The following is a 6,607-nucleotide window of genomic DNA, read 5'->3' as shown; positions in this document are numbered from 1 at the left end:
TTCTGAACGACACGCTCGAGGATGCCTTTCGGCAGCGCTACCCGGGCTTTCGTCCCACCGAAGGTCAGCAGGCCATGGCAAAGGCAGCCTGATCAGCCCCCACGACATTGCATGCTCTCCTTGACAAAGGGCTTGACGTAAGCCGGCTGAATCAGACGCACTGTGTGGCCCAGCTTGCTGATCTCTCGTGCCCAGTGGTGCGCGCCGCCACAGGCCTCCAGCGCCACGATACATGGCGCCTGTCGCGCGAGGAACTCAAGCACCTTGGCCCGTACCAGGCGCTTACGGAACACCACATGCCCAGCGGCGTCGGCGCCGTGCGCTTGAAATACGTTCTTCGCGACGTCGAGCCCGATCGTGCTAGCCTCGCCCACGGACGCCTCCCCTGGTGGTTGCTCAACACCTCCACCTTGGCACATCGATGCCGTCGGGGGGCGTCCACACCATCACGATGTCCACACCATCACGATGTACCTGCGTCCACACCGATGATCGATGCAACAGCATGCCCTACACGTCCTCGGCCTGATGCCCGACTCCCAACCCGAGTGGCACCTCAAGACTGCATACGAGACCTGTTGGCTCCCAGGTGAGCAACACTTTGCCGCCAAGTTGCACACGCACAGTGCCATCCAACACTCGACCGCCAAAGCCGCGTCGCTTTGGTATGCCGGTGATCGGCGGCCCGCCCGTCTCCACCCAGCGTAGCCGCAGCAGCGCCGGCCCGTCCGGCGACCGCCCGACGACCCAAGACACAGAGACCCCACCCTCTGCCACGGACAAGGCGCCGTACTTTACAGCGTTGGTGGCCAGTTCGTGTATTGCCATCGCCAGCGGCTGCGTCGCCTTCGCGGGCAGTGATACTTGCAGTCCGTTCAGTGCGACGCGCGCCTTGCCGCTCAGGAAGGGCGCGAGTTCCCCTTGCAGCATTGCGTGCAGATCCGCACCGGACCAGCGATCCTCGGCCAGCAGCGTCTGCGTCCGTGCCAGGGCGGCAACACGGCCCTCGACCTTGCGGATATAGTCCGGCATGTCCGCAGCTGTGGTCAGCCGCAGCGCCGCCTGCACCACTGCCAACGCGTTTTTTGCGCGGTGGTCGACCTCGCGTGACAGAAGCGCCTGTCGTTGTTCTGCGACCTTGCGCTCGGTGACGTCAAGCGAGACGCCGGCCATGCCCAGGGGTGTCCCATCCGCGGCATGGACCGGCTGGCCGCGCACCTGCACCCAATGCACCGTGCCGTCCGGCCACACCGCCCGATACTCGATATCATAGTCCATACGCTCTGCAATCGAGCGCGCCACGGCTGTCTGCATAGCCTCGCGGTCGTCTGGGTGGATGGAGGCACGCAGATCGTCGTAGGTGAAGGAAGAGCCGGGGAGTCGGCCGAAGTTGGCCAGGCAGGTCTCTGAGGCTTTGAGCGCGAAGGTACGAAGGTCGAGTTCCCAAGCGCCGAGCCGTCCCGTCGAGAGCGCCAGACGTAATCGCGCTTCGCTTTCGCGCAGCGCCGCAAGTGTCTCGCGCTGTCCGGACCGCGCCCGTGTCTCGGCCATGGCACGCTCGACGGCGACCGGCAGTCGCGCGAGGCGCTGCTTGACCACGTAGTCTGTCGCACCCCGCTTAACGGCCTCGACCGCCGCCTCCTCGCCCAGAGTCCCAGAGACGAAGATGAACGGCGTGTCGGGTGCGAGGTCGCGTGCCATCATCAAGGCCGCGAGCCCGTCGAAGTCTGGCAGCACGTAGTCCGCCAAAATGATGTCGAAGCTGTCCTCGATCAGCGCGGCAGAGTAGGTGGCCCGCGTCGCCACGAGTCGGATTGTGCAGGCCAAGCCGGGACGAGCCAAATGTTCGGCAATGAGCTCAGCGTCGACTGGACTGTCCTCAAGGTGCAGAATGCGGCAACTGCCCTCCTGCACCGCCACCTTGACGGAGAAGGCGGTCATATTTTGCCGCCAGCGTCAGGAGCCTCCGGGAGGCCTGGATGCGGCTCATTGAGCACGGCCCAGAAGGCGCCGATGTCGTGGATTGCCTCGAAGAACTCGCGGTGGCCGACCGGCTTGACCACGAAGGCGTTGACACCGAGACCATAGCTTCGGATCAGATCCTGCTCCTCGCGCGAGGAGGTCAGCATGACAACCGGCACGTGCTGGGTGCGTGGCTCCCGCCTGATCCGCTCCAGTACTTCGAGTCCGTCCACCCGAGGCAGTTTGATGTCCAGCAGCACCACCGCCGGCAACTGCGGCGTCCCACCACCCGCGGCATTTCCACGCCGAAACAGGTAGTCCAGTGCCTCGACACCGTCGCGGGCCACCACCACCGGGTTGGCAAGCCGACTCCGTTCAAGTGCCTCCAAGGTCAGCTCGATATCATTCGGGCTGTCCTCGACCAGCAGGACGGGCCTCAACTGTGCCATGTTACGTCGTCTCCGCCGCGGATGCGCCGCGCCGCGGCAGCGTAAAGTGGAAGACCGCGCCCTCGCCGAGCCTGCCCTCAGCCCAGATCCGACCGCCGTGCCGCTCGACGATGCGCTGCACGTTGGCCAACCCGATGCCGACGCCCTCGAACTCCTCGGCCCGATGCAGCCGTTGGAACACGCCAAAAAGCTTGTGCACATAGGCCATGTCAAAGCCGGCGCCGTTGTCGCGCACATGGAACTCGATCTCGGCTTCGCCCGTCGCGCAACCCACCTCGATCACCGCCGGGTCGCGGTCGCGCGTGTACTTCATCGCGTTCGACAGCAGGTTCTGAAATACTTGCCGAAGCATGGCTGGGTCAGCCCAGATCGCAGGCATCGGCGCGATCCGCCAATCGATATGCCGATCAGCCTGCTCCGGCTCCAGAGCCTGGCGCACTTCGGCCACCAGCACCGCTGGATCGAACTCGATCGGCACTAGAGCCGTGCGGCCCATCTGCGAGAAGTTCAGTAGCGCATCGACCAGGCGGCCCGCGGTCTCTGCCGCTTGCGCGATGGTATCGATGTAGCGTCGCCCTCGATCGCTGAGCTTCTCGCCCTCGCGCTCGCGCAGCAGCTCGGCAAAGCCGACAATGTGGCGGAAGGGCGCGCGCAGATCGTGCGATACCGAGTAGGAGAAGGCGGCCAGCTCCCGATTGACCTGCTCCAGCCGGCCGGTGAGCGCGGCTCGCTCCTCGGCTGTGCGTAGCACGACGCCGACGATGGCAGAGCGGAGATCTCGCGCGGCCGCGATCTCCGCAGCGCCCCAGGGAAGTGAGCGTTGCTTTACCGTCTCCGCCCAGACCGCGAAGGAGCGGCGCGGGTGCAGCCGGTCGGGGGCCGCCTCGGCGGGCTTGCGCGGGTCGCCGCCCCAGGACACCGTGCGAACCACCTCGGGGCGGAACCATAGGACGAAGCTGGGGTGTATTCGAGATACTGACACGGCCAGCAGGCCACTGGCGGTGTCGGCCAGGGCTTCGGCCCCGGGCAGCAGTGAGGCCAGAAAGCTGGTCTCGAACACCTCCCCCACGCCGCGCTCCTGCAGCCATGCGGCGATGCGCCTTACCTCTGCCTCGGATGGCGTGTACCCGGCCAGTGCGCAGCCGCCCTCCGTCAGCACTGCCGCCCCGGCCGCCCCGGTCAGGTCGAGCAAGTTCTGCGGGACGGCCAGGAGACCGTCCTCAAGGCGTCCGACCGCCGTCATACGCGCAAGCAGGCGCCCTTCCAGGCCCTTGAGCCGTGCACGTGCCTCGGCCTGAGCCATCTCCTCGCGGGCGGCGACGCGGACCGCAAACATTTGCGCGACGAGGTCGCAGGCGTTCCGGGCTGCAAAGGACACCCGGCGTGGTGCGGCATGGTGGCAGGAGACCAGCCCCCACAATCGGCCATCGCCGCGGAGAATGGAAACCGACATCGAGGCCGGCGTGCCCATGTTGCGCATGTACTCGAGATGGACGGGCGAGACGCTCCGCAGGCTGGCGAATGTAAGGTCGAGTGGCGGCCCGAGCTGCGCTGATCGGATCGGTACTGGCACGTAATCTGCGTCGGCGATCAGGCGCTGCGGGTTCACCTCGTAGAGATGCCGCGCCTGCGCCGGGATGTCCGAAGCTGGGAAGCGCAGGCCAAGGTAGGAGGGCAAGCGCCCGTTCCCGTCCTCGGCAATCACGGTGCCGTCCCAGTTCGGCTCGAAGCGATAGACGAGCACCCGATCGAAGCCGGTGATTTGCCGCACTGCCGCGGCCACGGTTGTGGCCAGCAGTTCGACCGAGGCAGCGCGCCCGAGGCGGGCGAAGGCGTCGCGGACGCCCGGGTAGAGCGCTTCGAGCGTGGCCTCGGCACCCGGGCCGTCGCCTTCGGCTTCCGCCTCGAGCTCGAGCACAGCACGCCCATCGGGCGAGCGGTGCCCGATTGCCTGAAACGCCGCTCCGGAGGCCGTACGGAAGCGGCCGAACTGCATTGGTCCGGTCGCGGGCAAGCGGCCCAGGCCATCGCGCAACGCCTCGGTCGGCCTGCCGGCGAGGATGCGCTCGATGGGCTGGCCGAAGGCGGTGGCGATGCTGGTCGAGAGCACCGCTTCAGCAGCAGCGCTGGCATGCATCAGGCCGAGGTCGACGCCAGCGAAGGCGAGCAGGTGGCCGTGTGGCTGAATGCTGCCGGGAATGTGGATCGGCTCTCGATCACACCCCACGGTCGGATCGGTCGAGGGAAGGGCGTGATCGGGAGACATTACAGCGGGAATTCCGGCGCACAGGGCGCGCAAAGGCGAAAGTCGCGATGTAGACCAGCGGCGCAGTGCCGAGGCTTACAGCGAGAACCGATGCCGCGCGTGCTCCGATCCGCGTTCCTGGGGCGTCCCCTGAAGTCCTGGGGGACAGTACCAGGATGCAGTGTGCGGCGGATAACCTGGCGCATTAGGTAGTGCCACCTCGAGGATTCCGGACAAAGGGCAGCGAAGCGCCCGGAATGACGGCAGTCCCAGGCGACGTTGCTGTGTGCTCACGCCACAGGCGCGCCTTGGCGGCAGCAACGGTCGCGCGGCGGTCAGTTAGCTCAGTGTCACTGAAATCGTCCAGCACACCGGCATCACGCAGCGCGCTCAGCACCAGCGATCGCACGGTCTGGCCACGCGCCTTGGCTGTCGCGCGGACCTTGGCACGGACCGTGGGCGCGACCATGACACAGAGCTGAACCTCACGGGCCGCGCTGTCGGGCTCAGGGATGGTTTGCGGGAGCGAGTGGCGACGCGAAGGCAATACCACTTCCGAAAGAAGTTCCTCCGTACATCTACCAAAATGCCGTAGATCTCGTCCAGCACTTAGATTGAATGCCGCAAAGCGATGAACGTCATTCGAGTTGTATTCATTCCGAATTCGTGAATTAAGACGTGTTATTGCACGGGTCGCCTGGTTCGGGACGTTCGGGTAGGCTGGCGAGGCGGGTGAGCCCTCGACAGAGGGGACCTCACCATGCCGTTCAAATCGAACGCTGCTCGCCGGCACCATATTCCGGCCCAGCGGCAGAAGGTCACCAACTGGGCTGAGTACGATGCCTGCCTGCCTGCGCGCCCGCGGCAGCCTGCCCGTGTGGTTCACGGCCGAGGCGATTGAGGGCTGGCGGGCCGAGGCGGGCAGCCGAAGTACTCGGCCTTGGCGATCGCCACTGCCCTGACACCACGGGCCGTGTTCCGCCTGGCGCTGCGCCAGACCGAGGGCCTGATCGGCTCCATCTTGCAGCTGCTTGGCCTGGATCTCGCGGTGCCGGACCATTCGACCCTCAGTCGTCGGGCGGAGACGCTGCAGGTGCCGCGACCACGCTGCGGGGGCGAGCCGGTGCATCTGCTGGTCGACAGCACCAGGCTGCGGCTGTGCGGTCCGGGTGAATGGTTGGAGGAGAAGCACGGCAGCAAGCGGCGTCGGGCCTGGAAGATGCTTCACCTGGCGACGGACGCCGACACCGGCCAGATCGTCGCCTCGGTGCTGACTGACAGGGAAGCCGATGATGGCTCGCAGGTCGGTCCCCTGCTCGACCAGGTTGATGGTTCCGTGGCATCCTTCATCGGCGATGGTGCCTACGACCGGGACGATGTCTACGCCGAGGTTGAGGCGCGTCATCCGGGTGCTGACGTCATCGTGCCACCACGCGCGAACGCGGTGCCGAGCGACGCTGCTGCGGCCGCGCCGACACAGCGGGACGTGCATCTGCGATGTATAGCAGAGCGCGGTCGCATGGGCTAGCAGCGAGCGTCTGGGTACAACTCGCGTGCTCTGGTGGAAGCCGATGTCTCGCGCTGGAAACGCGTCATCGGTGACGGGCTACGGTCGCAAACCGACGGTCGGCAAGCAACCGAAGTGGCCATCGCCACCAACGTCCTGAATCAGATACTCGATCTCGGATGGCCGGAGTACATCCGGATTGCATGATCTCGCACCCGGCAGGGATCAATGCGTCCATACCGCCGACCGATGCAACACGATGCCGCATAGGCCGAATCATCTGGGCTCATCGTACATCTCTTGCCGTTTTCAGAACGAACATCGCTGCGAGCCGCAATAAAAACAATGTCGATTTCGTCCACGGGTCCCGCACTGTCGTCAGAGCTCAGCGCCAGATCGGCTCCTTCTGGCAACACAAACCCAGCTCCGCTTGTGACCCGGTTT

4 protein-coding genes and 2 pseudogenes are annotated in these 6,607 nt (G+C 65.8%); 1 reads left to right on the top strand and 5 read right to left on the bottom strand.

Annotation, left to right across the window (positions count from 1 at the left end):
* Positions 1-119: 119 nt before the first annotated feature.
* From Q7A36_RS37705 to Q7A36_RS37690, 4 genes and pseudogenes are all read right to left on the bottom strand, one after another.
* Positions 120-419, bottom strand: a pseudogene (locus tag Q7A36_RS37705) (hypothetical protein); the annotation flags it as partial.
* Between the two features lie 91 nt (positions 420-510).
* Positions 511-1,941: an HWE histidine kinase domain-containing protein gene (locus tag Q7A36_RS37700; protein WP_305108936.1), complete on the bottom strand. Its 1,431-nt coding sequence runs from the start codon at positions 1,939-1,941 to the stop codon at positions 511-513.
* Complete coding sequence (locus tag Q7A36_RS37695) at positions 1,938-2,411, bottom strand: response regulator (protein ID WP_305108935.1); 474 nt, start codon at positions 2,409-2,411, stop codon at positions 1,938-1,940. Before Q7A36_RS37695 ends, Q7A36_RS37700 begins: the two co-directional genes overlap by 4 nt.
* 1 nt (position 2,412) lies before the next feature.
* Positions 2,413-4,677, bottom strand: coding sequence for an ATP-binding protein (locus tag Q7A36_RS37690; protein ID WP_305108934.1), 2,265 nt, complete (start codon positions 4,675-4,677; stop codon positions 2,413-2,415).
* A gap of 739 nt (positions 4,678-5,416) precedes the next feature.
* On the opposite strand from Q7A36_RS37690, the pseudogene Q7A36_RS37685 reads away from it, so the two are divergent.
* Positions 5,417-6,370, top strand: a pseudogene (locus tag Q7A36_RS37685) (IS5 family transposase).
* On the opposite strand, the gene Q7A36_RS37680 reads toward Q7A36_RS37685, so the two are convergent.
* On the bottom strand, positions 6,325-6,607 hold a 283-nt coding region (locus tag Q7A36_RS37680; RefSeq protein WP_305108937.1), incomplete at its 5' end, for a hypothetical protein. The pseudogene Q7A36_RS37685 and the gene Q7A36_RS37680 sit on opposite strands and share 46 nt — an antisense overlap.

The sequence above is a fragment of the Paracraurococcus lichenis genome (assembly GCF_030657435.1).
GTDB classification, from domain to species: Bacteria; Pseudomonadota; Alphaproteobacteria; order Acetobacterales; family Acetobacteraceae; genus Paracraurococcus; species Paracraurococcus lichenis.
Note: the sequence above shows the minus strand (reverse complement) of the source record. Positions and strands in the feature narration are given on the sequence as shown.